This window comes from Lentzea californiensis (assembly GCF_024648825.1).
In the GTDB taxonomy this organism is placed as follows: Bacteria; Actinomycetota; Actinomycetes; order Mycobacteriales; family Pseudonocardiaceae; genus Lentzea; species Lentzea californiensis.
The window spans coordinates 15,135-37,638 of the sequence record NZ_JANBBE010000008.1 but is presented as its reverse complement, the minus strand read 5'-3'; the positions used below and the strand labels follow the sequence as shown (position 1 = coordinate 37,638).

The window sequence follows — 22,504 nt, the reverse complement described above, 5'->3', positions numbered from 1 at the left end:
GCAAACGTTTTTTGCATCCGGTCAGGCGTGGAACGCCCCCATGAGGAGCGCGTGCGGGCAACCGATATATCAGTTGGAACTGATATATCGGTTGAGCCGGTGGGCTAGCGAGGGGGTTGAGCGCCGACGACGCTGACCGCACGAGAGCCCGCGCGTACGCCGCCGAGGAGAGCATCGTGCTTCGACGCACCGGACAGCCAAGCCGCGAGGAAGCCCGCGTCGAAGGCGTCGCCGGCACCCGTCGAGTCGATGCACTCGGTAACTTCAGCGGGAACTGAGATCAGCTCGTCGGCGTCGACCCAGGTCGCACCGTCGGGGCCTGAGGTCACCACCACAGCGCCGACGTGGGAAAGCAGCGACTTCGCCGACGACGGTTCCGAGGAACCGGTGAGGGCAAGGAGTTCGTCGGCGTTGGGCAGCAGGAAGTCGACGCCGCGCACGTCCGCCAGGAACGCCTCGGGCGAGTGGATCAGGACGGCTGCCTGGGGGTCCACGGACGTCGTCCAGCCCGCGGCACGGGCGGCCTCGAGCACGGCCAGGCCGGCGGGGCGTGAGGTGGCGTCGAGCAGCACGTAGCCGGACAGGTGCAGGTGGCCGTGGGGCTCGGTGAGCAGGCCCGGGGCGAGGTCGGCGGGGGAGAAGCGAGCGTTTGCGCCGCGGTCGGGGAGCATCGAGCGCTGGCCGTCCTCGTCGACGAGGACGACCACGCAGCAGGTCGCCAGGTCTCGGTCGACCGCGAAGGCGCACTGGACGCCCGCCGTGGTCAGTTCGGCGTGGACCTGGCGGCCCGCCGAGTCGGCGCCCACGCGGGCCACCAGGACCGGCGAGGCACCGCAGGCCGCGAGCCAGACCGCCGTGTTGGCGCCGGCGCCGCCCGGCTCGATGGTGACCTTGGCGCGGACGTCCCCGCCGTGGGCGATGGGGCCGGCGTGGCGGGCCACCACGTCGAGGCCCGCGTCACCGACCACGACCACCGGCCTCACTGGAACAGCTCGACGGCGACGGCTGCGGCCACGGAGACGTTGCTCACGACGAGTTCCTCGTTGGCGTCGAGGCTGACGCCGGCGCTCGCGGTGTGGAAGTGCTCCAGCAGGACGGGGGTGACGTCCTTGCCTCGCACGTCCTGGTCGACGAGCTTCTGCAGGCCCTCGGCGAGCAGGCGGTCGTGCAGGGCGGAGTCCATCTCGAAGGCGGCGGGGATGGGGTTGGCCAGGATCATGCCGCGGCCACCGGCGGCGAACACGGCCGCGGCCTCGGCGGCGGTGTCGACCCGCCACGACAGGTCGAACTCCGACTCGCGGCGGTAGAAGGCCGGGAAGCGCGAGGTCCGGTAGCCGACGACCGGCACCGAACGGGTCTCGAAGACCTCCAGGGTCGCGCCCATGTCCAGGATCGACTTCACTCCCGAGCAGACGATCAGCACCGGTGTCGTCGCGACCACGTCGAGGTCGGCGGACACGTCCCACGTCTCGCGCGCGCCGCGGTGCACACCGCCGAGGCCGCCGGTACCGAACACGCGGATGCCCGCCTGGTGGGCCAGGGCCGTCGTGGAGGCCACGGTCGTCGCACCACTGCGGCCCAGGGCGTAGGCGGGGCCGAGGTCGCGCAGCGAGAGCTTCACGAGGTCGCCCGCGTTGCAGACCCGGTCGAGCTCGGACGAGGAGAGACCGATGCGCGGCACACCGTCGAGTACGGCGATCGTCGCGGGGACCGCACCGGCCTCCCGCACCACCTTCTCCAGGCGTGCGGCGACCGTCAGGTTGCGCGGCGCGGGCAGGCCGTGGGACAGGATGGTGCTCTCGAGAGCGACGACGGGCCGGTTCTCGGCCAGTGCGGTGGCAACTTCTTCAGCGATGTGCAGCGTGGTCACGAGTGGGCATCATCCCAGGTACCCTGGGCGCGTGAGCACTCAGACTCTCCCTGAGGTCGACGTACGGCCGGACGAGACCGACCAGTCCTCGGACGACACGCCGAAGATGTTCCACTACGTGCGCAAGGCGAAGATCGCCGAGAGCGCCGTGATGGGCACGCACGTGGTCGCGCTGTGTGGCGAGGTCTTCCCGGTCACGCGGTCGCCGAAGCCCGGTTCACCGGTGTGCCCGGACTGCAAGAAGATCTACGAGAACCTCCCGCCCGGCGGCGACGGCGACTGAGCCACACGGCCGAGAACTTCATCCGGCAGCGCCCGGCGCCTCGAACTCGCTCGAGGCGCCGGGCGCTGCTGTTCTCATGACTTGTTCGCGGCGGCGCTAACCCCGCTGCTTCTCTTCCTCGCTGTGCGACCGCTGCTCCTGGATCTTCAGCGGCGTCGTCAGCTGCGTGTCCGCGGGGGAGGGCGCCGAGTAGCCCGTGTTGTCGTTCTCCTGCTTGGGTGCGCTCTCCTCGCGGATGCGGGACGCCGCGCGCTCCATCTCGAGCCTGCGCCAGCGGCGGCGCTGGCGGCGGGTCATCCGGGCCGGCCACATGTCCTGGACGGCGCTGTTGAAGTACGCGCCGATCGTGATCGCCAGGCCGATGAAGAACACGAACAGCAGGAACGCGATCGGCGTCGCCAGCGCGCCGTAGGTGTAGCCGGTGGTGGTGATCCACTGGATGTACAGGCGCAGGCCGATCGACGACAGGATGAAGAACGCCATCGCGAGGATCGCGCCGGGCAGCACGCGGTGGTACGGCAGCCTTCGCGGCAGCGCGACCTTGTAGAGCATCGACAGCGAGAGCACCAGCAGCAGTGCCACGCCGGGGTAGTAGAACCGGCCGACCCACGTCGTGATGTACGGCTGCCAGGACGCCGGGAAGAGCTCCGGCAGGAGGTCCGGGCCCAGCGCCAGCACCGGCAGGCCGATCACCAGCGCCACCAGTGACACCAAGTAGAGCAGCAACGCGAAGAACCGTTGCCACACCTCGTTGCGCACGCCGTACTGGCCGTGGGCGACCGTGATCGCGTCGACGAACGACGACATGGCCGACGACCCCGCCCACAGCGAGATCAGGAAGCCGATCGAGACGATCTCGCCCTTGCCGGTCGACAGGATCTCCGCGACGGTCGGCTGGATCACGCCGTTGACGACGTCCGCGCTGAAGATCGTCCGGGTGAACCCGATGATCTTCTCCTGCACGGAGAGGACGATCTCGGGGCCGAACCAGGTGCCGATCCAGCCCATCGAGCCCAGCACGCCGAGCAGCAGCGGGGGGAACGACAGGGTCTGCCAGAACGCGGCTTCGGCGGCTTCTGAGAAGATGTTGTGCTGCCACGCCTTCGACAACGTGCGCGCGAATAGACGCAGCGGCCCCTTGCGGCCGGACCTGCGTGCGTCGTTGTCGGTAGGCGAACCCATCGCAATGACAAGCATGGTGCATACCGCCACGTTTCGCGGCATCGCCGCCCGGAACAGGTAGAGTCGCAGTGCCCTCGGCCACGGTCTGCCTGAGGGTATTGCCATGTTTGACCTGCATAAATGAGGAGAAACACGTCTGTGACAGCGACAGCAGCAATGCGACCGCTGCGGGCATGGCAGCGGCGCGCGCTGACCAAGTACCTCGCCGTCAAACCCAAGGACTTCCTCGCCGTCGCGACGCCGGGTGCGGGCAAGACGACCTTCGGGCTCCGCGTTGCCGCCGAGTTGCTGGCCGACAGGACGATCGAGGCCGTCACGATCGTCACGCCCACCGAGCACCTCAAGCACCAGTGGGCGAAGGCGGCTGCCGAGCAGGGCATCCACATCGACTCGAACTTCCGCAACACCAACGCGATGACCTCCCGCGACTACCACGGCGTGGCCGTCACGTACGCACAGGTCGCCGCCCATCCGACGTTGCACCGGGTGCGCACCGAGAACCGCAAGACGCTCGTGCTGCTCGACGAGGTGCACCACGGCGGTGATGCCAAGTCGTGGGGTGATGCGATCCGTGAGGCGTTCACGCCCGCGGTGCGCCGTTTGTGTCTCACCGGCACGCCGTTCCGCTCGGACGACTCGCCGATCCCGTTCGTCACCTACGAAGAGGGTTCGGGCGGTTTCAAGACATCCAAGGCCGATCACACGTACGGGTACTCCGACGCGCTGCGCGACGGCGTGGTGCGGCCCGTGCTCTTCCTGGCGTACTCGGGTGAGGCGTCGTGGCGGACCAGTGCGGGCGAGGAGTTCACCGCGCGCCTGGGCGAGCCGCTGACCCAGGAGCAGACCGCGCGGGCGTGGCGCACCGCCCTGGACCCGGCCGGCGACTGGGTGGCGTCCGTCCTGCGCGCCGCCGACCAAAGACTCACGCAGAAGCGCGAGAACGGCCTGCCCGACGCGGGCGGCCTGGTGATCGCGACCGACCAGACCGTCGCGAAGGCCTACGCGCAGGTGCTCCAGCGCGTCACGGGCCACATCCCGACGCTCGTCCTCTCGGACGACCCGAAGGCGTCCGGCAAGATCGCCGAGTTCGCCGCGACGAACGAACGCTGGATGATCGCCGTCCGCATGGTGTCCGAGGGCGTCGACGTGCCGCGGCTCGCGGTCGGCGTGTACGCGACGTCGTCGTCGACCCCGTTGTTCTTCGCCCAGGCCATCGGCCGCTTCGTGCGCAACCGGAAGCCCGGCGAGACCGCCTCGGTGTTCCTGCCGTCGGTGCCGGTGCTGCTGGCGCTCGCGTCCGAGCTGGAAGCCGAGCGCGACCACGTCCTGGGCAAGCCGCACCGCGAGAAGGACGGCTGGGACGACGAGCTGATGGCCGCGGCGAACGCGGTCAAGGACGAACCCGGCGAGGACGAGCGCGCCTTCACCGCGCTGGGCACCACCGCCGAGCTCGACCAGGTGATCTACGACGGCTCGTCGTTCGGCGCCCCGACCCTCGCGGGCTCCGACGAGGAGCAGGAGTACCTGGGCCTGCCGGGGCTGCTCGAACCGGACCAGGTGCGCACCCTGCTGCTGCAGCGGCAGGAGGAGCAGATGGCGATCGCCGCCAAGCGCCCCAAGCCCGAGGTCGCGGTGCGCGAGGCACGGCCCGTGGGTGTGCAGGAACGCCTCACGTCGCTGCGCAAGGAGCTCAACACCCTCGTCGCGATGCACCACCACCGCACGAAGAAGCCGCACGGCAAGATCCACAACCAGCTGCGCGAGTACTGCGGCGGGCCGCCGACCGCGATGGCCACCATCGAGCAGCTCGAAGAACGGATCGCCACGCTGCGCTCCTGGTAGAGCGGTGTCAGTTGCGCGTGATGGCGACGGCGAGCGTGCTGTAGCGAATGGTCAACCGGCCGCCGATCGCGTCGATCGCACCGCCGATGCCGGACATGAGCCCGGTGATCTGCTCCGCGCTGAGCAGGGACATCGGGCTCATGGTGCGCGTGAGGTCGAGGAACTCGGCTGTCGTGAAGCTCCGCTCCCAGTCGGCTGACCACTGCTCGGCGCCGGAGAACTCGCCCGTGCCGGCGAACTCGTCGGCCGTGCGCACACAGCGCTCCTGGTAGGCCTTGAACGCCTCGTCGTAGGAGTGACCGACGCGGTGCGGCATCTGCGGCGCCACCTTGTCGTAGGCGGCGGCGAAGGCCTCGGAGATCGGTTCCGGCGTCCCGAACACGTGCCAGAGCGCCACGAACACCCCGCCGGGCCGCAGGACCCGCGCGGCCTGCGCCAGCCCCGCCTCGGCGTCGACCCAGTGCCACGACTGCCCGGCGACGACGGCGTCGAACTCGCGACCGGCCGGATCCCAGGTCTCGAACTTCGCCACCTCGACGGTGACGCCCGTGCCGCGGGCGAACCCGGCCATCCGTTCGTCGTGCTCCACCCCGAGCACGTCCAGTCCGGCTGCCCGGAGTTGCCGCGACAGGACGCCGGTGCCGCAGCCGACCTCGGCGACCCGCGGCCCGGGACTCGCGGCGACGAGCTTCGCGATCAGCTCGCCGGGATAGGCGGGCCGGGTGCGGTCGTAGCGGGCCGCCTCGGCACCGAACGAGTTCGCCAGCCTTTCGGCGGCTTCCTTGTCGATGGTCATGCACCCAACCTAGGGATGTCCGGGAGGTGACCGGTGAGCGTCCGCCGCGAGCGATGTCCGATATATCGCCGCTGAAATCTGTAGCGCGGTGGTAACGCTCTCACAACTCTCGGTGACCAGATTTCGCCAGGGTTACCGCATCGTTGCGACTTAATCGATCCAGTGTGGTTCCGGTCACGCATATGTCAGGCATACGTTGTGCGCCACAACATTCTCTGTGACACAGCGCAGTGAAAGGGATGGCGGATGCGCAGCAAGACTCTCGCTTCCATCGCTGTTACCGCAGGCCTCGCCCTGGCGGTTTCGGCGTGCGGCGCCAACACGTCCTCCGGCACCGGAGGAAGCACTGAATCGAACACTGGCAGCGGCACGGGCGCGAAGGTCGGCGTGATCCTGCCCGAGACCGCCTCCTCCGCGCGCTGGGAGGGCTTCGACAAGCCGCTCCTCGAGGCCGCTCTGAAGAAGGAGGGGCTCGACCCCGACATCCAGAACGCGCAGGGCGACGTCCAGAAGTTCAGCACCCTGGCCGACGGCATGATCAACGCCGGCGTCAAGGTCCTGATCATCGCCACGCCCAACAGCGAGGTCGGTGCCTCTGTCGCCAAGAAGGCGCAGGCCCAGGGCATCCAGGTCATCGACTACGACCGCCTGAACACCGGTGGCAGCTCGTCCTACTACGTGTCGTTCGACAACGTGAAGGTCGGCGAACTGCAGGGCCAGGGTCTCTCGGAAGCGATGAAGGCCACCCCGCAGGGTGCGAACGTCATCGAGATCGAGGGCGCGCCGACGGACAACAACGCGACCCTGTTCCACCAGGGCCAGCAGAAGGTCCTCAAGCCGCTCTACGACTCGGGCAAGCTCAAGCTGGTCCAGTCCCAGCCGATCGACAACTGGGACAACCAGAAGGGTGGCCAGGTCTTCGAGCAGATCCTGACCAGCAACGGCGGCAAGGTGGACGGCGTCGTCGCCGCCAACGACGGCCTCGCCGGCGCTGTGATCACGGTTCTGAAGAAGGTCGGCCTGAACGGCAAGGTCCCGGTCACCGGTCAGGACGCCACCCCGGACGGCCTGCAGGCCGTGCTCCGCGGTGACCAGTACATGACCGTCTTCAAGCCCATCAAGGACGAGGCCGAGGCCGCCGCCAAGCTGGCCGGCGCTCTCGCCAAGGGCGACACCGCCGCCGCCGACGCGCTCGCGTCCGCCTCGACGGACGACAGCAAGGGCAACCGCAAGGTCAAGTCCGTCCTGCTGTCCGCGCAGCTGATCACCAAGGACAAGGTCAAGAGCGTCGTGGACGCCGGCTTCGTCAAGGCGTCGGAGATCTGCGTCGCCGACACCCAGGCCGCCTGCACCGAGCTCGGCATCAAGTAAGACCGCGTGCGTCGGGCGGGGTGCGGAACCTCCGCACCCCGCCTCGGCGCGTGGTAACCACGGAGGAAACCCAGTGAGCGAGCCGATTCTCGAGCTGCGCGGCATCAACAAGAGCTTCGGCCCCGTGCACGTCCTGCACGACATCGACCTCGACGTCCACCCAGGCGAGGTCACCGCCCTCGTCGGCGACAACGGCGCAGGCAAGTCGACGCTGGTCAAGTGCATCGCGGGCATTCACCCGACCGACTCCGGCGAGGTCCTCTTCGCCGGCGAGCCGGTGCACATCAAGGGCCCGCGCGACGCCGCGGATCTCGGGATCGAGGTCGTCTACCAGGACCTCGCGCTGGCCGACAACCTGGACATCGTCCAGAACATGTTCCTCGGCCGTGAGCGCACCAAGGGCGGCCTGCTCGACGAGACCGACATGGAACAGGCGGCGCGCAAGACGCTGGCGTCGCTGTCCGTCCGCACGGTCAAGTCGGTGCGCACCCAGGTCTCGTCGCTGTCCGGCGGTCAGCGCCAGACCGTGGCGATCGCCAAGGCCGTGCTGTGGAACAGCAAGGTCGTCCTGCTCGACGAACCCACCGCTGCGCTCGGCGTCGCGCAGACGCGGCAGGTGCTCGACCTGGTCCGCAGGCTCGCGGAGCAGGGCCTGGGCGTTGTGCTGATCAGCCACAACATGAACGACGTCTTCGAGGTCGCCGACAAGATCGCGTGCCTCTACCTCGGCCGCATGGCCGCCGTCGTGGGGTCCAAGGACGTCACGCACGGCCAGGTCGTCGAGCTGATCACCGCCGGTCGTTCCGGTGACCTGGGCATCGCCCGCCCTGAGGCGGCGACGATCTGATGAGTTCCGAAGAGGGCGGCATGACCGACACCACCGAAAAGCACGAGCACGACCACGAGACGCCCCAGCAGGGTGCGATCTCCGACTTCGGCATCGACACGACGTCCCAGTCCACGGGCGAGGCCGTGCGCGACTACTGGGCCAGGGTCCGCGGCGGCGAGCTCGGCTCGCTGCCCGCGCTGCTCGGGCTCGTCGTGCTGCTCGTCGTGTTCAGCGCGTTGTCCCCCACGTTCTTCACCCTCGGCAACCTCGCCAACCTGCTCCAGCAGGGCGCCAGCATCACCATCATCGCGATGGGCCTGGTGTTCGTGCTGCTGCTCGGCGAGATCGACCTGTCGGCCGGTACCGCGTCCGGTGTGACGGCGGCGGTGATGGCACTGCACCTCATCAACAACGGCAACCTGCTCGGCGGCATGGGCGACACGGTGTTCTACGTGTTCTGCGGCCTGCTGGTGCTCGCCATCGTGCTCGCCTCGGTGATGAAGATCTGGGCCGGCGCGGTGCTGTCCGCGATCGCGCTCGTGATCGCCGCGGTCGGCATCCCCGCGAACGCCTGGCTCGAGATGCTGCTCGCGATCTGCGTCGGCGCGGCCATCGGCTCCATCACGGGCTTCCTGGTCGCGAAGGTCGGCATCCCGTCGTTCGTCGTGACCCTGGCACTGTTCCTCGTCTGGGGCGGTGTCGTGCTGCAGTTCATCGGTGACGGTGGCACGCTCGGCCTGCGCGACGACACGATCTTCAACGTCGCCAACGGCAACCTGAACTTCGTGGGTTCCTGGGCGTTGTTCGTCATCTCCGTCGGCGGCTACGCGGCGATCGTGCTCATCCGCCACTTCTCGCGCCTGCGCAAGGGACTCGTGGCCCAGCCCACCTCGCTGGTGATGGCCAAGATCGGCGCCCTCGCGGTGCTGGCCGCCGTCATCACCTACGCGCTCTCGCTGAACCGGGCGCCGAGCGACCTCGTGATCATCGAGGGCGTGCCGTACGTGGTTCCGCTGGTCCTCGTGCTGCTCGTGATCGGCACCTTCGTGCTCGACCGCACCAGCTACGGCCGTCACGTCTACGCCGTCGGTGGCAACAAGGAGGCCGCGCGCCGCGCCGGTATCAACGTCGAGCGGATCAGGATGAGCGTGTTCGTCATCGCCTCCTCGGCCGCCGCGATCGGTGCGATCGTGTACTCGTCCAAGGTCGGCTCCGTCGACCCGAACGCCGGTGCCGGCAACACGCTGCTGCTGTCGGTCGGTGCGGCCGTCATCGGTGGCACGTCGCTGTTCGGCGGCAAGGGCCGGCTGCGCGACGCGGTCATCGGTGGTGCGGTGCTCGCGATCATCCAGAACGGCATGGGCCTGCTCAAGCAGCCCGCCGCCGTCGTGTTCATCGTGACCGGACTGGTCCTGCTGCTCGCCGCGAGCGTCGACGCGTTGTCCCGCCGCCGGGCGGCCACCGCGGCTCGATGACGCGGTGACCGGTCCCACGTCCGGCACTCGTCCCGACGAGATCCGCAGGCACAACAGGACGGCGCTGCTGCGCCGCCTGCACATCGACGGACCGTCCACCAGGGCGTCGCTCGCGGCTGAGCTCGGCCTCAACCGCAGCACGATCAAGGCCCTGGTGGACGGCCTCGCCGAAGCCGGTGTCGTCGCCGAACGCGTGCCCGCTCTGCGCAGCGGAGCGGGCCGCCCGTCCCTGCTCGTGCTGCCCCAGCCGAACGCCGCCGTCGTCATCGCGATCGACGTGCGCGTCGAGCACGTCGCGATGGGGTTCGTCGGCCTCGGCGGGGAGATCCTCGGACGGGACAGCTGGAACCTGCACCGGACACGTGATCCGGGGGAGGTCATCACGCACATCGTCGAGTCGGCGCGCCTCATGGCCGACGACCTCGACGCCACCGCCGTCGGGGTGGGGGTCTCGGTGCCCGGCGTCGTGCGACGCGCCGACGGGCACGTCCACGAGGCCCCCAACCTGCACTGGACCGGTGTCGCGCTCGGCAAGCGCCTGGAGGCGGTGCTGAAGCTGCCGGTCCAGGTCGGCAACGACGCGGAACTCGGTGCTCTCGCCGAGCACGTGCGCGGCGCGGCCCGCTCGTCCTCGGACATGGTCTACATCTCCGCGGACGTCGGCGTCGGCGGGGGAGTGATCGTGTCCGGGCAGCCGTTGCGCGGCTCCGGCGGTTACGTCGGCGAACTCGGGCACATGGTGGTCAACCCGCGCGGCCGCCGGTGCTACTGCGGCTGCGACGGCTGCTGGGAGACCGAGGTGGGCGAACCGGCGCTGTGCCGGGCGCTGGGCCTTCCCGACGACGCTCCGCGCGGCGCGGTCGTCGCGGCGCTGCGGGCGTTGGACGACCCGTCGGTGCTCGACGAGTTCGCCGGCTGGCTCGCACTGGGGCTCGCGAACATCGTCAACGTCCTCGGCCCGGAGATGGTCGTGCTCGGCGACCTCTACACCGCACTGCCGGCGTCCGTCGTCGACTCGGTGAGTTCCGCCGTGCAGGTGCGCAGTCTCGTCTCCCGCGCGGTCGGCGGGACCCAGGTCGTGACATCACCCCTGGGCCGTGACGCGAAGCTCGTCGGAGCCGCTGAGCTCGCGTTCGAGCCCGTCCTGGACGCCATCTAGGAAGCGAAGGGGGCGGAGACCCAGAAGGATCTCCGCCCCGAGCGGCTAGGTGGGGTGGAAGTCAGCCCTGCTGAATTTCAGCAGCGAGCTCGCGCAGCTTTTCGCTGTGTGCGCGGGAGTGGTGCCCGCAGAACAGCAGCTCGCCCCCGGACGGGAGAACGGCGCGAACCTGGGCAGCAGCCCCGCAGCGGTCGCAGCGGTCGGCAGCGGTCAACTCGGGGCGGGTGAGTGCTGCAGTCATGATGGATCTCCCTCCGTCCCAGCACCGGAAACGGTGTGTTTCGGTGCCCTCTTACCAAGCTGCGACCACAGCGCCCCTGGCCGGTGCGCGGTGCTCGCTGGCTCCACTCTGACAGACGTTTCGGCGATAGTCAGTGTTCCCGTGTACGTGGCGACTCGCGTCACTATGCGATTTACCCGCCTGCAGCACGATCACACCTGTGTTCGCCACCGGTTCACCGTCTTGACATGCACGCTGAGCGACCGGAAACCCGCTGGTGGAGCAGCGTGTTCGGGCCATTCGGTCGGTTGCGTACGACCGGGAGTGTGATATCGGTTGCCCTTGTCCGCCCTCCGCGAACAGGTCACGAACGTCCCACGATTCGGACGCGGAACCGTGATCAAAATCCCGGCCGAATGCTTGTTCCGGACCGTCCGATCAGCTCGCGAGGGCTGCGCTGATCGCTCGTGCGGCGTGCCCCACGGCCCCGCTCAGAGCCGTGGCGCTGCGGCCGTTGTCGAGTACCGCGGAGACGGTCCCGATGATGTTGCTGGACGGCGTGCGCACGGGTGCGCTGACGAATTCCATGCCCGCCGGCACCGTCGCCCCCGGCCGCAACCGGGTCATGTCCTCAGCCCGCACGATGCTCGCCGCCGCGACCAGCACCCGGTCGAGGCGCGGCACCGTGAGGATCGCCGACGTCCTGATCGTCGCGGACAGCGCCCGCAACGGCTGCCGCGCCACCCGCAGGACGCCCGGAGCTGGTTCCCAGGCCTGCCCGAACCGGAACATCTGCGCACCTATGCGGTAGCGGCCGCACACGTTCTCCACCGCGCCGAGGAGCTCCATCTGCTCCAACAGGCGGTGCACCGTCGTCTTCGGCATCTCGCAGCGCACAGCGAGCTGCGTGAGCCCCAGCTCACCCTCGTCCATCAGTTCTTCCAGCAGTGAGAAAGCCCCTTCGAGTACCGATCTGCCCAAGTTCTCCCGCCCCCTCGTTCCGTTGTCCGGAACCGATGCTGGCGGGGACGAACAGAGAGCGCATGAGTACAGGGGTGCTCATTTCCGAAAACAGAACAGTCCCGCACCGAACCGGTGCGGGACTGTCTGCGTATGACTGGGTAAGACCTAGTCGAGGTAGTCGCGCAGGACCTGCGAACGCGACGGGTGACGCAGCTTCGACATCGTCTTGGACTCGATCTGGCGGATGCGCTCACGCGTGACGCCGTAGACCTGGCCGATCTCGTCCAGGGTGCGCGGCTGGCCGTCGGTGAGGCCGAAGCGCAACCGGACGACGCCCGCCTCGCGCTCGGACAGCGTCGCGAGCACGGACTGCAGCTGGTCCTGCAGCAGCGTGAACGAGACGGCGTCCACCGCGACGACTGCCTCGGAGTCCTCGATGAAGTCGCCGAGCTGGCTGTCGCCCTCGTCGCCGATCGTCTGGTCCAGAGAGATGGGCTCACGCGCGTACTGCTGGATCTCCAGCACCTTCTCGGGCGTGATGTCCATTTCCTTCGCGAGCTCCTCCGGGGTGGGCTCGCGGCCCAGGTCCTGGAGCAGTTCGCGCTGGATGCGACCGAGCTTGTTGATGACCTCGACCATGTGCACCGGGATGCGGATGGTGCGGGCCTGGTCGGCCATCGCGCGGGTGATCGCCTGACGGATCCACCAGGTGGCGTACGTGGAGAACTTGTAGCCCTTGGTGTAGTCGAACTTCTCGACCGCGCGGATCAGACCCAGGTTGCCCTCCTGGATCAGGTCCAGGAACGCCATGCCACGGCCGGTGTAGCGCTTGGCCAGCGACACGACGAGGCGGAGGTTCGCCTCGAGCAGGTGGTTCTTGGCGCGCTCGCCGTCACGGACGATCCAGCGCAGGTCACGGCGCAGCTGCGGCGTGAGCTTCTCCGCTTCCTCCTCGGAACGGCGCACGCGCTCGGCGGCGTAGAGACCCGCCTCGATGCGCTTGGCGAGCTCGACCTCCTCCTCGGCGTTGAGGAGGGCGACCTTGCCGATCTGCTTGAGGTAGGCGCGGACCGAGTCGGCCGAGGCGGTGAGTTCCGCGTCCTTGCGCGCCTGGCGCAGGGCCTCGGACTCCTCCTCGTCCCAGACGAAGTCACCCTTGTTGGGGTCCTCCGCCTCCTCGGGCTCGTCCACGACGGGCTCGTCGACGATCTCGACGTCCTCGACCAGGTCCTCGGCGCCAGGAGCGCCTTCGATGTCCTCGGGGTCGTCGCCGTCCTTCTTGGCGGTGCCCTTCGCGGCAGGATCGGCCTTGCCGGCCGTCTTGCGCGGGGCCTTGGCGCCGGCTGCGGGCTTCTTCGCTGCCGCAGCGGTCGTCTTGCGCTTCGGCTTCTCCTCGGCCTCGCCGGCCGCGGTCGCCTTGGTGGTCTTGGCGGCGCTCGCGGCGGAGCTGGAGCGTCGGGTTGCGGTTTCTGCGGCTGCCACGTACGCCCTTTCGCGACGGTCGTTCAAGGCAAACCGGAGGGCGCGAAACCTCGGTCGCCAGAGTTCGGGGGATCTCCCCGCCGATCTTGCTTGGCGGGTGTGCGTTCCATTGTAACGACGTCCGTGACGTGGTGTTGCGCCCCGAGGTGCTTCGAGGCGCTCTCACCTGCGTTCCCGCAGCTAGATCGAGTCGGACACGTTTCGGTGTCGAACGCTTGTCAAGGCCTGACGCCGTGCGCGGCGGCCCACGCCGCGCCCACGATGCCGGCGTCGTTCTTCAGCGCGGCGGCGACCACTTCGGTGCGGACCTTGAGCAACGGCAACCACTTGTGCGCCTTCTTGCTCACACCGCCACCCGCGATGACCAGGTCGGGCCAGATGAGGTCCTCGAGCACGTTGATGTACCGCGTGACCCTGGGCGTCCACTCCTCCCAGGACAGGTCCTTCTCCTCCTTCACGGAGGCGGCAGCGCGCGTTTCCGCGTCGTGCCCGTCGACCTGGAGGTGGCCGAACTCGGTGTTCGGGACGAGCTTGCCGTCGAGGAACACCGCACTGCCGATACCCGTGCCGAACGTCAGCAGGACCACGGTGCCGTTCTTGCCCACGCCCGCGCCGAACGACATCTCCGCGATGCCGGCCGCGTCCGCGTCGTTCATCACCACGATGTCCTCGGGCTTGCGCTTGAGGCGCGCGGCGAAGAGCTGCTGGGCGTCGCAGTTGATCCAGCCCTTGTCCACGTTCGCGGCGCTGAGGGCGACCCCGTGCTTGACCACGCACGGCAGCGTGATGCCGACCGGGCCGTCCCACTGGAACTTCTCGACGATCTCCGCGACCACCTCCGCCACCGCCTCCGGCGTCGAAGGCTGGGGCGTGGGGATCCGCAAGCGTTCGCCGTCCAGTGCTCCTGCCTCGAGGTCGACCAGGCCGCCCTTGACGCCGGAGCCGCCGATGTCCACACCGAACCCGCGGGTGATGCCCATCCCCGTGGTCCTTCCTACTAGATCCTGCTTGCTTCGATTCAGTACACCTGTGGTGCGCAGACATTAGCCTGACGTTGTCCGATAGTCCCGTGCTAGTGACGCAGGAGGGAACCGGTCGTGTTCGATCCCCGGCCACTCGTCGACATCGCGTCGGCCATCGGACGTGAAGCGGGTGCGCTTGTTCAGCGCATGCGTGCTTCCGCCGTCGTCTCGTTCGACACCAAGAGCACCTCGACGGACGTGGTGACCGCAGCGGACCGCGCCTCAGAACAACTCGTCCGGACGCGTCTGTCCGAGTTGCGCCCCGGCGAACCCGTGCTCGGCGAGGAGGAGGGAGGTTCCGTCGTCGAAGGACTGACCTGGGTCGTCGACCCCATCGACGGCACCGTCAACTACCTCTACGGAATCCCCTGGTACTCGGTGTCGATCGCAGCGCAACTCGACGGCGAGTCCGTGGCGGGCGCGGTGTTCGAGCCCGCTACCGGCCGCATGTGGACCGCCGCACGCGGGCACGGCTCGTTCCTGGACGGCTCGCCGTTGCGCGTCTCCACGACGACCGACCTGTCCCTGTCGTTGCTGGGATACGGGTTCGCCTACCGGCCGGAGCGGCGTCAGCGCCAGGCCGACGCCTGGGCCCGGATGGCGGCTCGGGTGCGCGACCTGCGCCGGGCCGGTGCGGCGTCGCTCGACCTCTGCTCGGTGGCGGCCGGGCGGCTCGACGCCTACACCGAGCACGGCCTCGGCCGGTGGGACTGGGCGGCCGGCGGGCTGATCGCCGCCGAGGCCGGCGCGGTCGTGCGGCTGCCGGGTTCGTCGCCCGAACTGGGGGAGGACGCGACGTTCGCCGCCGCACCCGGTATCGCCGACGCCATGCACAGCGCTCTCGTCGAGTCCGGTTACGGCAAGGTCTGAAACCGCAGGTCAGAGCGCTAATATATTGGTTGTGCAAAAGACGTTTGCGGTCGTCCGCAAACGTCTTTTGCATAAGGACCCGTGGAAGGGCTCCGATCAACGTTGAATCAACGTTGATTCAGACAGTCCCGTCAACGTTGACAGCAGAGCGACGACCTGGCGCACGTCCGGGACGTGGATCAGCTCGGCGACCGTCCGGGTGCCGTAGCCGTCGGGCATGACCCGCTGGTCGAGCCGGACGTGTCCGGAGCCGTCCGGCCCCTCGGCGAAGGACAGGTTGTCGATGTCGGCGAGCTTCACCGGCCGCGACCGCTTCCCGGCAACAGCTACGACGCGTTGGTCGGTCACGTAGTAGGTCGTGCGCCGCAGGGTCCGATATCGCCAGAGGAACGGCTCGGCCAGATAAAGGAGGTCGAGCATGACGAACGCGCCGAACGCCAAGAGGGCGGTGGACCAGTTGCCGACGAGGTCTGTCCACTCGCGCGTCAGGAAAGCCACCCCCGCCAGGAGTGCGATCTTGACGGCGTCGAACTCGAGGGTGAACCTGATCCACTTCAGGTCGAGCCTCAGGAAGACCGAGTGATGTGCCGGCTTGCCCTGCCACAGGACGTGCTCGTCCGGAAGAAGATCTGCCCCCATGCGCGCAAGGTAGCGCGCGCTCTAGCGGGAAGTCAGCAGGTCACGTCGCGTGCGCCGGCCAGGTTGTCGGCGTTGAGCGTCGGCGGGGCGGCTGCGGCGACCTGGCCGCCCTGCTGCTCCGGCTGCTGCGCCGCCCACTCGCTGAGCTGGTCGAGGATCTTGCGCGCGTTGCTGTTCGGCTTGACCTCGTCGAACTTCTTGCCGACCGCGATGTCGACGGTGGCGTCCTGGCGGTCGTCGCGCACGAGTTCCAGGCACGGCTCGAGCAGCGACAGCGTCCTGGCCGCCGACGCGCCGGGCGCGCCGAAGCGGATCTGGCCGCGGCAGGTCATGTCGCCCGCCGGGTAGATCGCGTCGTTGCCGGGTTCGGCCGCCTGCTTCAGGCCCAGTTCGGTGAACATCGTCGCGACGGCCTTCGCGTGGTTGCGCTGCGTCGAGGCGTTGACGACCTTGAAGTTGACCTCGCCGACCGGCACCGGGTTCGTGCGGTCCAGCGCGTCGTGTTCCAGGACGGTGCCCAGCGGCGGTGCCTGCGGTGTCGGTGCCGCGGCTGCGGCCGGATCCGCCGCGGCGCTCACCGAGGTCGCGACGTTGCCGGGCGCGTTGCACTTGATGGCCGCGTCCACGTCGCTCGCGTTGCCGAGCACCTTCACCCACACGAACACGGAACTGACCAACAGCACCGCGAACAGGACGAGCGCGGGCACGGGCCGACGCCTCTTGTAAGGCGTCAAGCTTCCCGATGCGGATCCCACGATCGAGCCCTCCCCGTGATCCGTCCCTGAGATCAGCCTAGGCCCAGCCCGGCTGATGTGCGCCCTGACGGGCGTGACCCACCGCACCGTCCCGATTGCTCACAGTCAGGACGGTACCGGCCCGGCGTCAGGTTGCACGCCGGAGCACACGTGCTCCCGCACAGGGTATCGGTCCAGCGTAGAAAGGTTGTGTCACCCGTCCGGTCGGTAAGGGGTAACCCGATGTCGAGGCACTCGGGCAATGAGCTACCCTCTGCGCGCTCCGCACACATTTCGATCAAGCCGACGGTCACGTCAAGGGGGTTGGCTTGCCCGCCGGGTGTGCGAGACCTACGTCACCTTGACGTGGGGCACAAAAGAGGTCGCTGGAGCGTTAACCAGCGACACGAACAGTCTCCGTAGACCGCAGGGGTGAAGAAGATGGCGACCGACTACGACGCGCCGCGTCGCAGCGAGGCGGACGAACTCGCTGAGGACTCCCTCGAGGAGTTGAAGGCCCGGCGGAACGAGACGCAGTCCGGCGTCGTCGACGTCGACGAGGACGCGAGCGCGGAGAACTTCGAGCTGCCGGGCGCCGACCTGTCCGGTGAGGAGCTCACGTTCAAGGTCCTGCCGAAGCAGGCCGACGAGTTCACGTGCTCGAAGTGCTTCCTGGTGCACCACCGCAGCAGGCTCGCCGAGGACAACGGCGGCACGTACATCTGCCGGGACTGCGCCTGAGTTCAGTCCGCCGAAGAAAGAACTGGGCGCTCACCCTCACGGGTGGCGCCCAGTTGTGTTCTCTCAGGACTTGATCGCGGCGGCGAGCTCGTCCGGCCGGCGCGTGCTGATCACCCAGTAGGGCGTCGGGTCCTGCGGGTCGGTCACTCGCACCCGCACGAGCGGCTTGACCCAGCCCCGGTGCACGACGAACGCCGCGGGGTCGAGCTCGCGGCCCATGGCCCGGCGGCGGTCCTCGGGGGCGATGATCTCGACGTCGCCGAGCAGCTCCAGCGGGATGTGCGCGTCACCCGCGCGCAGCTCGCCGCCGGCGACCTCCACCTTCGTGGACCCCATCTTCGCGATGAGGACGGCCGTCAGCGGGAGCAGGATCACGTACGGCAGCCAGGACCTGACGCCGGGGAAGCCCATGTGCACCTCGGCGGCCAGCAACGCGGCCGCGAGCAGCGGCAGCGGCCAGATCCACCACGTCACGTACAGGCGTTCGCGGAAGGTCGTAGTGGCGGTCACGGCAGTCTCACTCACGTCGTCAGGGTAATCTCGGCCGCCGTGTCCAGCGTCGAGGTGTTGCTGACCCGGCTCGATCCGGGGGTTCCCGTGCCCGCCTACGCCCGCTACGGCGACGCGGGGGCGGATCTGGTCACCACGTCGGACGTGGTCATTCCACCAGGAGAGCGCGCCGTGGTCGGCACCGGTGTCGCCATCGCGCTTCCCGACGGGTTCGCGGGCTTCGTCCACCCACGGTCAGGCCTGGCCGCACGGGTCGGGCTGAGCGTGGTGAACACACCCGGCACGATCGACTCCGGCTACCGCGGTGAGATCCGCGTTTGCCTCGTGAACCATGATCTCCGTGAGCCGATCGCGCTGTCACGTGGGGACCGGATCGCCCAGCTCGTCGTGCAACGCGTCGAGCACGCGGTGTTCCGGGAGGTGACCGAGTTGCCGGAGACGGAACGCGGTGCGGGAGGCTATGGCTCGACCGGTGGGCACGTGGTGCTCGCCCGGATGAAGGCGGAGGGGTAGGGGCATGTTCGGAAGGCGCCGCAAGCGCGGTCGTCACTCCTCGGGGGCGGTCGAGACCGGTCCCGAGCACGACGAGGTCTTCGACGACGTCGAGGGCCCGTGGGACTCGACGGTCGCTCCCCAGGACGACGTCGAGCGGCTCGACCTGGGATCGGTGCTGATCCCGATGCCGGACGAGGCCCAGCTGCAGGTCGAGATGGACCAGCAGAACGGCTCCGTGCGCGCCGTGCACGTCCTCACGTCCGTCGGCCAGCTGACGGTCAGCGCGTTCGCCGCGCCGAAGTCGGGAGGCCTGTGGCGGGAGGTCGGCGCCGAGCTGATCGACGGCCTCAAGGAGGACGGCGCCCGCATCAACCGCGAGAACGGCGAGTGGGGCGAGGAGATCACCGCGCGCAACCAGGGCGTGCAGATCCTCTTCGTCGGCGTCGACGGTCCGCGCTGGATGCTGCGCGGTGTCGCGGCCGGTCCCGAAGAGCACTTCGAGCAGAACTCGCAGGCGCTGCGCGAGATGTTGCGCGGCACGGTGGTCGTGCGCGGAGAGCAGCCGATGCCGCCTCGCACCCCGCTGCCGGTCGAGCTGCCGGAGGCGATCGCCCGGCACATCGAGCAGCAGCAGGGCTAAAGCGCCTGCTGCCACGCCTGCACCGCACGCCCCAACGCGTGCGGGTAGGCGTCCAGCGTCGTTGTGACGAGCACGGCGCGTGGGATGGCTTCGGCCCATGCCCGCGCGACTGCGATCGGGTGCACCGGGTCATCGGTGCACCCGACGATGCCCGTCGGCACGTCCAGCGACTTCAGCTCGTCGAGCGTCGGAGCGAGCGACTCGGCGGCTTCTTCGAGGTGCGGCACGAGCTGGTCGCCGTAGCCGTGCCAGGCCCTCGTCAGTTCGTCGCGCAGCCAGCCGGTCGTGCCGGCGAGCGCCGTCGTGACGCCCTGGGTCCTGACCATCTGCGCGCTCGCCCTGGCCGCGAGCGCCGCCGGTGCCTCGTGCGGGGCGCCGGTCCACGCCGGGAGCGCCAGGACCAGGCCCGCGCACCGGTCCGGGTTGGCCACCGCCCACCGCGCGGCGACGTGCGCACCCAGCGAGACACCACCTACCACGATCGGGTGGCTTGCCGGGGCACTTTCGAGGGCCGTCAACCGTTCACGGAGCGTGCGGACACGTGGTGCGCTGAGAACGGCACCGACCTGCGACAACGGCTCGGTGAACACGGAACGGACGAACACCTCGTCAGAGGCGGTTCCGGGCAGGAGAAGCACAGTCTCGGCAGGCACGCCCGGGATTGTCGCCGCCCGTGCGTACCCTCACTGTCAGACGGTCCACACCACGGGGCCACCTGAGCAATGCAGGAGTCGGGGATGAGCGGCTATTGGCGCCGCTTGGTACGTCGCTTGACCAGCGACGTGACCGAGCTCGACGCGGACGACCTCTCGCGAAAAGCGGAGGCCGTCGGCGCGGTGAAGGCCTGCGACTGCAAGTCCGGTGAGGAGGTCACCGTCCTCGGAAGGCTCCGCAGTGTGGAGCTCTGCCCGCGGGACGCGGCCGCCACCCTGGAAGCCGAGCTCTACGACGGCACCGAGGGCGTCACCCTCGTCTGGCTCGGCCGCCGTCGCATCGCGGGAATCGAGCCTGGTCGGACGATCAAGGCCCGAGGCCGCATCGCCGTGCGCGACGGGCGCAAGGTGCTCTACAACCCCTATTACGAGTTGCAGAACGCTTCATGACTTCAGTCAAGACCGAAGAAAAGCAGCCCACCGTCCTCGAGCAGATGGGCGGCGTGAGCGGAATGCTCTACTCGTCGCTGCCCGTGCTCGTCTTCGTGATCATCAACTTCACGACCAAGAACCTGATGGCCGCGATCATCAGCTCGCTCGCCGCCGCCGTCGTCATCGGCGTGGTCCTGGCCGTGCGCAAGGGCACCATCCAGCCCGCGATCTCCGCCGTCTTCGGCGTGGGCATCGCGGCGTTCATCGCGTACAAGACAGGCGAAGCCAAGGGTTTCTTCCTCTTCGGCATCTGGCAGAGCGTCGTGTACGGCAGCGCGTTCCTGCTGTCGATCATCGTGCGCCGGCCGCTCGCCGGCGTGATCTGGACGTTCCTCAACGGCAGAGACCGCTCCTGGCGCGACGACAAGGCCTCGGTCCGCGACTACGACATCGCGACCTTCGTGTGGGCCCTGGTGTTCTTCGCCCGCTTCGTGGTCCAGCGCTGGCTCTACGACGAGGACCAGGTCGGCTGGCTCGCCGTCGCCCGCCTCGGCATGGGCTACCCGCTGATGGCCATCGCCCTCCTGGCCACGGTCTGGGCGGTCCGCCGCGCGGACAAGCGCCTGAAGGCGGCCGAGGAAGCCGCCGAGGCCAAGGCCGAGGCGGATGCCGAAGCAGCGACGGAGGCAGTGCTCGCCCGCACGGCCGACGACCTGCTCACCCCGGACATGGACGAGCTCAAGCGCGTCGTCGACGCCGAGTCCCGCGACAAGTCCAGGGACTGACAGCCACACGAACGACGACAGGGCCGGTGCCTCCTCGGAGACACCGGCCCTGTTCATCGGTCCGTCAGACCGCGATCGTCCACTTCTGCGCGACCGAGGCGTTGCAGTCGTGCAACTGGATCACCGCGAACTCGGAGGTGTCGGCGAACCGGAGGTCGAGGCACCTGCCCGACGGCGGGTTGAGGATGGTGCCGTCGTCGCGCGGCAGCCACCTCTGGCCGGGGGTGCCGCCGCAGTCGAAGATCTCGATCAGCGTCCCGTTCGCCACCTGGTCACCGGCCGCGCCCATGCACCGGGCCGCAGTGGTGATCCTGCCGTCGCCTGGCCGCCACTGCTGCGCGGCCGTGCCGTTGCAGTCGTGCAACTGCAGCAGGTTGGCCTCGGTGGCGTAGCCGCCGGGCAGGTCGAGGCAGCGGCCGAACGCCTGCAGCGAGCCGACCGAGATCGTCCACCGCTGCGCGGGAGAGCCGTTGCAGTCGTGCAGCTGCATGGGCGTGCCGTTGGCGTTGATGCCGTTGGCCACGTCGAGGCACTTGCCCAGCGCGCGGTACGAGCCGTCGGGGTGCGCCGTCCAGTTCTGCTTCGGCTCACCGGTGCAGGGGGCCACCTGGATCCTGGTGCCGTTGGCGGTGTTCCCGCCGACGACCTCGATGCACTTGTTCTGCAGCTCGATCATGCCGCTCGCCGCCACCACCCAGTTCTGCGTACCGGTGGTGTTGCAGGAGTGGTACTGCACGGGGTTGCCGTTGACGAGCCGCGCGTTGATGTTCTCGATGCACTTGCCCGCCGGGCCGGTGATCGTGCCGGCGGGCACCACGTCGATGGTCTGGCGGATCCACGCCGCGATGTCGTCGACGCGGGCCTGCGTGCCGCCCTGGCGGGTCTCGGTCACCGTGAGGCAGCCGTGCTGCCACGACGTCGAGGTGATGCCGGCGAGCTTGTCGCCGAGCAGCGTCGGGCCGCCCGCGTCGCCCTTGCAGGTGTCCTTGCCGGACGGGCTGGTCACCGCGAACGTGGCCGAGCCGAGCGCCCCGACGGTGAACGGCGCGATGGACGCCTTGTCCGGCACCCACGTGTCGGTCGTGCGGCCGTAGCCGATGACCTGCACCGGCGCATCGGTCGCCGGCGCGGTGGTGGCGAGTGCCAGGAACGGCAGGTCGAGCACCGGGATCGACAGCTTCACCAGCGCGAGGTCGCGGTCGGCGCGCGGGACGACCTTCGTCGCCTGCTGCACGCGGCCCGCGGTGCTGGTGAGGTCGCCGCGGCCGACGGTCAGCGTGGTCGCGCCGGCCGGCACGCCGTTCGCGTCGTGCGGGACGCAGTTCTTCGCGGTGATCACCCACAGGGGCGCGACCAGGCTGCCGGTGCACGCACCGGCCGGGCCCTGGATCTTCGCGACGTAGCGGTGGGCGTCGTTGCCGACGGTGGTGCCGCCACCGACAGCGCTCGCGGCGGTGCCGGCGAGGACGAGAGCGGCGGATGCGAGCACGCCTATGGACGCGCGTCTGTAC

The 22,504-nt window shown here is 69.1% G+C and carries 25 protein-coding genes; 12 read left to right on the top strand and 13 right to left on the bottom strand.

The features are described from left to right. Window positions 1-104 precede the first annotated feature (104 nt). Both LX88_RS26915 and LX88_RS26910 read right to left on the bottom strand, forming a co-directional pair. Window positions 105-983, bottom strand: coding sequence for a carbohydrate kinase family protein (locus LX88_RS26915; protein ID WP_258950590.1), 879 nt, complete (start codon window positions 981-983; stop codon window positions 105-107). After that, the gene (locus LX88_RS26910) at window positions 980-1,870 is read right to left on the bottom strand and encodes a pseudouridine-5'-phosphate glycosidase (protein ID WP_258950589.1); all 891 of its coding nucleotides are present in this window, start codon (window positions 1,868-1,870) and stop codon (window positions 980-982) included. Before LX88_RS26910 ends, LX88_RS26915 begins: the two co-directional genes overlap by 4 nt. A 31-nt stretch (window positions 1,871-1,901) precedes the next feature. Between LX88_RS26910 and LX88_RS26905 the strand changes: the two genes are divergently transcribed. Then, window positions 1,902-2,153 carry a DUF3039 domain-containing protein gene (locus LX88_RS26905; RefSeq protein WP_090006425.1) on the top strand — a complete coding sequence of 84 codons (252 nt, stop codon included), beginning with the start codon at window positions 1,902-1,904 and terminating at the stop codon, window positions 2,151-2,153. Window positions 2,154-2,249: 96 nt separating this feature from the next. Here the strand turns inward: LX88_RS26905 and LX88_RS26900 are convergent, their stop codons facing one another. Continuing rightward, window positions 2,250-3,335, bottom strand: a complete 1,086-nt coding sequence (locus LX88_RS26900) for a YihY/virulence factor BrkB family protein (protein WP_258950588.1) — start codon at window positions 3,333-3,335, stop codon at window positions 2,250-2,252. 156 nt (window positions 3,336-3,491) lie between these two features. On the opposite strand from LX88_RS26900, the gene LX88_RS26895 reads away from it, so the two are divergent. Beyond that, the gene (locus tag LX88_RS26895) at window positions 3,492-5,177 is read left to right on the top strand and encodes a DEAD/DEAH box helicase (protein WP_258950932.1); all 1,686 of its coding nucleotides are present in this window, start codon (window positions 3,492-3,494) and stop codon (window positions 5,175-5,177) included. 7 nt (window positions 5,178-5,184) lie between these two features. Here the strand turns inward: LX88_RS26895 and LX88_RS26890 are convergent, their stop codons facing one another. Further along, complete coding sequence (locus LX88_RS26890; protein WP_258950587.1) at window positions 5,185-5,973, bottom strand: class I SAM-dependent methyltransferase; 789 nt, start codon at window positions 5,971-5,973, stop codon at window positions 5,185-5,187. Window positions 5,974-6,219: 246 nt separating this feature from the next. Between LX88_RS26890 and LX88_RS26885 the strand changes: the two genes are divergently transcribed. The 4 genes from LX88_RS26885 (at window position 6,220) to LX88_RS26870 (ending at window position 10,807) form a co-directional block, all read left to right on the top strand. After that, window positions 6,220-7,344, top strand: a complete 1,125-nt coding sequence (locus LX88_RS26885) for a sugar ABC transporter substrate-binding protein (protein WP_258950586.1) — start codon at window positions 6,220-6,222, stop codon at window positions 7,342-7,344. A gap of 73 nt (window positions 7,345-7,417) precedes the next feature. Then, on the top strand, window positions 7,418-8,191 hold the full coding sequence (locus LX88_RS26880) for an ATP-binding cassette domain-containing protein (protein ID WP_258950585.1): 774 nt from the start codon (window positions 7,418-7,420) through the stop codon (window positions 8,189-8,191). 20 nt (window positions 8,192-8,211) lie between these two features. Then, window positions 8,212-9,648: a sugar ABC transporter permease gene (locus LX88_RS26875; RefSeq protein WP_258950931.1), complete on the top strand. Its 1,437-nt coding sequence runs from the start codon at window positions 8,212-8,214 to the stop codon at window positions 9,646-9,648. Window positions 9,649-9,652: 4 nt separating this feature from the next. Then, window positions 9,653-10,807, top strand: coding sequence for an ROK family protein (locus LX88_RS26870; protein ID WP_258950584.1), 1,155 nt, complete (start codon window positions 9,653-9,655; stop codon window positions 10,805-10,807). Between the two features lie 61 nt (window positions 10,808-10,868). Here LX88_RS26870 and LX88_RS26865 read toward each other — a convergent pair whose 3' ends face one another. The 4 genes from LX88_RS26865 to ppgK all read right to left on the bottom strand — a co-directional run bounded on the left by LX88_RS26865 (window position 10,869) and on the right by ppgK (window position 14,452). Next, window positions 10,869-11,048, bottom strand: coding sequence for a DUF7455 domain-containing protein (locus tag LX88_RS26865; RefSeq protein ID WP_030464836.1), 180 nt, complete (start codon window positions 11,046-11,048; stop codon window positions 10,869-10,871). A 417-nt stretch (window positions 11,049-11,465) separates the two neighbouring features. Beyond that, window positions 11,466-12,008: a helix-turn-helix domain-containing protein gene (locus LX88_RS26860; RefSeq protein ID WP_258950583.1), complete on the bottom strand. Its 543-nt coding sequence runs from the start codon at window positions 12,006-12,008 to the stop codon at window positions 11,466-11,468. Window positions 12,009-12,155: 147 nt separating this feature from the next. Beyond that, window positions 12,156-13,472: an RNA polymerase sigma factor gene (locus tag LX88_RS26855; protein ID WP_258950582.1), complete on the bottom strand. Its 1,317-nt coding sequence runs from the start codon at window positions 13,470-13,472 to the stop codon at window positions 12,156-12,158. Window positions 13,473-13,690: 218 nt separating this feature from the next. Continuing rightward, on the bottom strand, window positions 13,691-14,452 hold the full coding sequence (gene ppgK / locus LX88_RS26850; protein ID WP_307791235.1) for a polyphosphate--glucose phosphotransferase: 762 nt from the start codon (window positions 14,450-14,452) through the stop codon (window positions 13,691-13,693). A 117-nt stretch (window positions 14,453-14,569) separates the two neighbouring features. On the opposite strand from ppgK, the gene LX88_RS26845 reads away from it, so the two are divergent. After that, complete coding sequence (locus LX88_RS26845; RefSeq protein ID WP_258950581.1) at window positions 14,570-15,364, top strand: inositol monophosphatase family protein; 795 nt, start codon at window positions 14,570-14,572, stop codon at window positions 15,362-15,364. Window positions 15,365-15,460: 96 nt separating this feature from the next. Here LX88_RS26845 and LX88_RS26840 read toward each other — a convergent pair whose 3' ends face one another. Together LX88_RS26840 and cei are read right to left on the bottom strand one after the other, a co-directional pair. Beyond that, window positions 15,461-16,003 carry a PH domain-containing protein gene (locus tag LX88_RS26840; protein WP_258950580.1) on the bottom strand — a complete coding sequence of 181 codons (543 nt, stop codon included), beginning with the start codon at window positions 16,001-16,003 and terminating at the stop codon, window positions 15,461-15,463. Between the two features lie 32 nt (window positions 16,004-16,035). Beyond that, on the bottom strand, window positions 16,036-16,758 hold the full coding sequence (gene cei, locus LX88_RS26835) for an envelope integrity protein Cei (RefSeq protein ID WP_258950579.1): 723 nt from the start codon (window positions 16,756-16,758) through the stop codon (window positions 16,036-16,038). 420 nt (window positions 16,759-17,178) lie between these two features. Between cei and LX88_RS26830 the strand changes: the two genes are divergently transcribed. Then, window positions 17,179-17,478, top strand: coding sequence for a DUF4193 domain-containing protein (locus LX88_RS26830; RefSeq protein WP_030474775.1), 300 nt, complete (start codon window positions 17,179-17,181; stop codon window positions 17,476-17,478). A gap of 63 nt (window positions 17,479-17,541) precedes the next feature. Here the strand turns inward: LX88_RS26830 and LX88_RS26825 are convergent, their stop codons facing one another. Continuing rightward, a complete protein-coding gene (locus LX88_RS26825; RefSeq protein ID WP_258950578.1) occupies window positions 17,542-18,003 on the bottom strand; it encodes a DUF3093 domain-containing protein in 462 nt (153 codons plus the stop codon). 24 nt (window positions 18,004-18,027) lie between these two features. Between LX88_RS26825 and dut the strand changes: the two genes are divergently transcribed. Both dut and LX88_RS26815 read left to right on the top strand, forming a co-directional pair. Next, the gene (dut, locus tag LX88_RS26820) at window positions 18,028-18,501 is read left to right on the top strand and encodes a dUTP diphosphatase (protein WP_258950577.1); all 474 of its coding nucleotides are present in this window, start codon (window positions 18,028-18,030) and stop codon (window positions 18,499-18,501) included. A 4-nt stretch (window positions 18,502-18,505) separates the two neighbouring features. Further along, on the top strand, window positions 18,506-19,123 hold the full coding sequence (locus LX88_RS26815) for a DUF3710 domain-containing protein (protein ID WP_258950576.1): 618 nt from the start codon (window positions 18,506-18,508) through the stop codon (window positions 19,121-19,123). On the opposite strand, the gene LX88_RS26810 is transcribed toward LX88_RS26815, so the two are convergent. Next, window positions 19,120-19,776, bottom strand: a complete 657-nt coding sequence (locus LX88_RS26810) for an alpha/beta fold hydrolase (RefSeq protein WP_258950575.1) — start codon at window positions 19,774-19,776, stop codon at window positions 19,120-19,122. The genes LX88_RS26815 and LX88_RS26810 overlap by 4 nt on opposite strands. A 69-nt stretch (window positions 19,777-19,845) precedes the next feature. Between LX88_RS26810 and LX88_RS26805 the strand changes: the two genes are divergently transcribed. Together LX88_RS26805 and LX88_RS26800 are read left to right on the top strand one after the other, a co-directional pair. Continuing rightward, window positions 19,846-20,226, top strand: coding sequence for an OB-fold nucleic acid binding domain-containing protein (locus LX88_RS26805; protein ID WP_030474780.1), 381 nt, complete (start codon window positions 19,846-19,848; stop codon window positions 20,224-20,226). Then, window positions 20,223-20,993 (top strand): DUF3159 domain-containing protein, encoded by a 771-nt coding sequence (locus LX88_RS26800; protein WP_258950574.1) that lies wholly within the window; start codon window positions 20,223-20,225, stop codon window positions 20,991-20,993. The genes LX88_RS26805 and LX88_RS26800 overlap by 4 nt, the downstream gene beginning before the upstream one ends. Before the next feature lie 64 nt (window positions 20,994-21,057). Here the strand turns inward: LX88_RS26800 and LX88_RS26795 are convergent, their stop codons facing one another. Further along, window positions 21,058-22,482, bottom strand: coding sequence for a ricin-type beta-trefoil lectin domain protein (locus tag LX88_RS26795; RefSeq protein ID WP_258950573.1), 1,425 nt, complete (start codon window positions 22,480-22,482; stop codon window positions 21,058-21,060). Between the last annotated feature and the right edge of the window lie 22 nt (window positions 22,483-22,504).

What these genes read in the sequence shown, in the direction of transcription:
- LX88_RS26815 (WP_258950576.1), top strand. Translation starts at nt 18,506, where the DNA reads ATGTTCGGAAGGCGCCGCAAGCGCGGTCGTCACTCCTCGGGGGCGGTC.
- LX88_RS26895 (WP_258950932.1), top strand. Translation starts at nt 3,492, where the DNA reads ATGCGACCGCTGCGGGCATGGCAGCGGCGCGCGCTGACCAAGTACCTC.
- LX88_RS26885 (WP_258950586.1), top strand. Translation starts at nt 6,220, where the DNA reads ATGCGCAGCAAGACTCTCGCTTCCATCGCTGTTACCGCAGGCCTCGCC.
- LX88_RS26805 (WP_030474780.1), top strand. Translation starts at nt 19,846, where the DNA reads ATGCAGGAGTCGGGGATGAGCGGCTATTGGCGCCGCTTGGTACGTCGC.
- LX88_RS26875 (WP_258950931.1), top strand. Translation starts at nt 8,212, where the DNA reads ATGACCGACACCACCGAAAAGCACGAGCACGACCACGAGACGCCCCAG.
- LX88_RS26900 (WP_258950588.1), bottom strand. Translation starts at nt 3,335, where the DNA reads ATGGGTTCGCCTACCGACAACGACGCACGCAGGTCCGGCCGCAAGGGG.
- LX88_RS26890 (WP_258950587.1), bottom strand. Translation starts at nt 5,973, where the DNA reads ATGACCATCGACAAGGAAGCCGCCGAAAGGCTGGCGAACTCGTTCGGT.
- LX88_RS26830 (WP_030474775.1), top strand. Translation starts at nt 17,179, where the DNA reads ATGGCGACCGACTACGACGCGCCGCGTCGCAGCGAGGCGGACGAACTC.
- ppgK (WP_307791235.1), bottom strand. Translation starts at nt 14,452, where the DNA reads ATGGGCATCACCCGCGGGTTCGGTGTGGACATCGGCGGCTCCGGCGTC.
- LX88_RS26865 (WP_030464836.1), bottom strand. Translation starts at nt 11,048, where the DNA reads ATGACTGCAGCACTCACCCGCCCCGAGTTGACCGCTGCCGACCGCTGC.
- LX88_RS26800 (WP_258950574.1), top strand. Translation starts at nt 20,223, where the DNA reads ATGACTTCAGTCAAGACCGAAGAAAAGCAGCCCACCGTCCTCGAGCAG.
- LX88_RS26840 (WP_258950580.1), bottom strand. Translation starts at nt 16,003, where the DNA reads ATGGGGGCAGATCTTCTTCCGGACGAGCACGTCCTGTGGCAGGGCAAG.